General features: G+C 44.0%; 1 protein-coding gene. It reads right to left on the bottom strand.

What is annotated here, in order from left to right; translation table 11 throughout:
- Positions 1–13: 13 nt before the first annotated feature.
- Entirely contained in the window at positions 14–1,222 is a 1,209-nt protein-coding gene (locus K0335_RS22040) for an IS4-like element ISVsa5 family transposase (protein WP_001339197.1), read from the bottom strand.
- Between the last annotated feature and the right edge of the window lie 107 nt (positions 1,223–1,329).

Below are 1,329 nucleotides of genomic sequence, written 5' to 3'. Positions count from 1 at the left end.
CTGAGAGATCCCCTCATAATTTCCCCAAAGCGTAACCATGTGTGAATAAATTTTGAGCTAGTAGGGTTGCAGCCACGAGTAAGTCTTCCCTTGTTATTGTGTAGCCAGAATGCCGCAAAACTTCCATGCCTAAGCGAACTGTTGAGAGTACGTTTCGATTTCTGACTGTGTTAGCCTGGAAGTGCTTGTCCCAACCTTGTTTCTGAGCATGAACGCCCGCAAGCCAACATGTTAGTTGAAGCATCAGGGCGATTAGCAGCATGATATCAAAACGCTCTGAGCTGCTCGTTCGGCTATGGCGTAGGCCTAGTCCGTAGGCAGGACTTTTCAAGTCTCGGAAGGTTTCTTCAATCTGCATTCGCTTCGAATAGATATTAACAAGTTGTTTGGGTGTTCGAATTTCAACAGGTAAGTTAGTTGCTAGAACCCATGGCTCCTTTGCCGACGCTGAGTAGATTTTAGGTGACGGGTGGTGACAATGAGTCCGTGTCGAGCGCTGATTTTTTCGGCCTTTAGAGCGAGATTTATACAATAGAATTTGGCATGAGATTGGATTGCTTTTAGTCAGCCTCTTATAGCCTAAAGTCTTTGAGTGACTAGATGACATATCATGTAAGTTGCTGATAGGTTTCCAGTTTTCCGCTCCTAGGTCTGCATATTGTACTTTTCCTCTTACTCGACTTAACCAGTACCAACCCAGCTTCTCAACGGATTTATACCATGGCACTTTAAAGCCAGCATCACTGACAATGAGCGGTGTGGTGTTACTCGGTAGAATGCTCGCAAGGTCGGCTAGAAATTGGTCATGAGCTTTCTTTGAACATTGCTCTGAAAGCGGGAACGCTTTCTCATAAAGAGTAACAGAACGACCGTGTAGTGCGACTGAAGCTCGCAATACCATAAGTCGTTTTTGCTCACGAATATCAGACCAGTCAACAAGTACAATGGGCATCGTATTGCCCGAACAGATAAAGCTAGCATGCCAACGGTATACAGCGAGTCGCTCTTTGTGGAGGTGACGATTACCTAACAATCGGTCGATTCGTTTGATGTTATGTTTTGTTCTCGCTTTGGTTGGCAGGTTACGGCCAAGTTCGGTAAGAGTGAGAGTTTTACAGTCAAGTAATGCGTGGCAAGCCAACGTTAAGCTGTTGAGTCGTTTTAAGTGTAATTCGGGGCAGAATTGGTAAAGAGAGTCGTGTAAAATATCGAGTTCGCACATCTTGTTGTCTGATTATTGATTTTTCGCGAAACCATTTGATCATATGACAAGATGTGTATCCACCTTAACTTAATGATTTTTACCAAAATCATTAGGGGATTCATCAG

The organism is Escherichia sp. GZ89 (assembly GCF_019366485.1).
Lineage (GTDB): Bacteria > Pseudomonadota > Gammaproteobacteria > Enterobacterales > Enterobacteriaceae > Escherichia > Escherichia fergusonii.
The sequence above is the reverse complement of the archived record's forward strand: the minus strand, read 5'-3'. Positions and strand labels throughout refer to the sequence as shown.

What these genes read in the sequence shown, in the direction of transcription:
- K0335_RS22040 (WP_001339197.1), bottom strand. Translation starts at nt 1,222, where the DNA reads ATGTGCGAACTCGATATTTTACACGACTCTCTTTACCAATTCTGCCCC.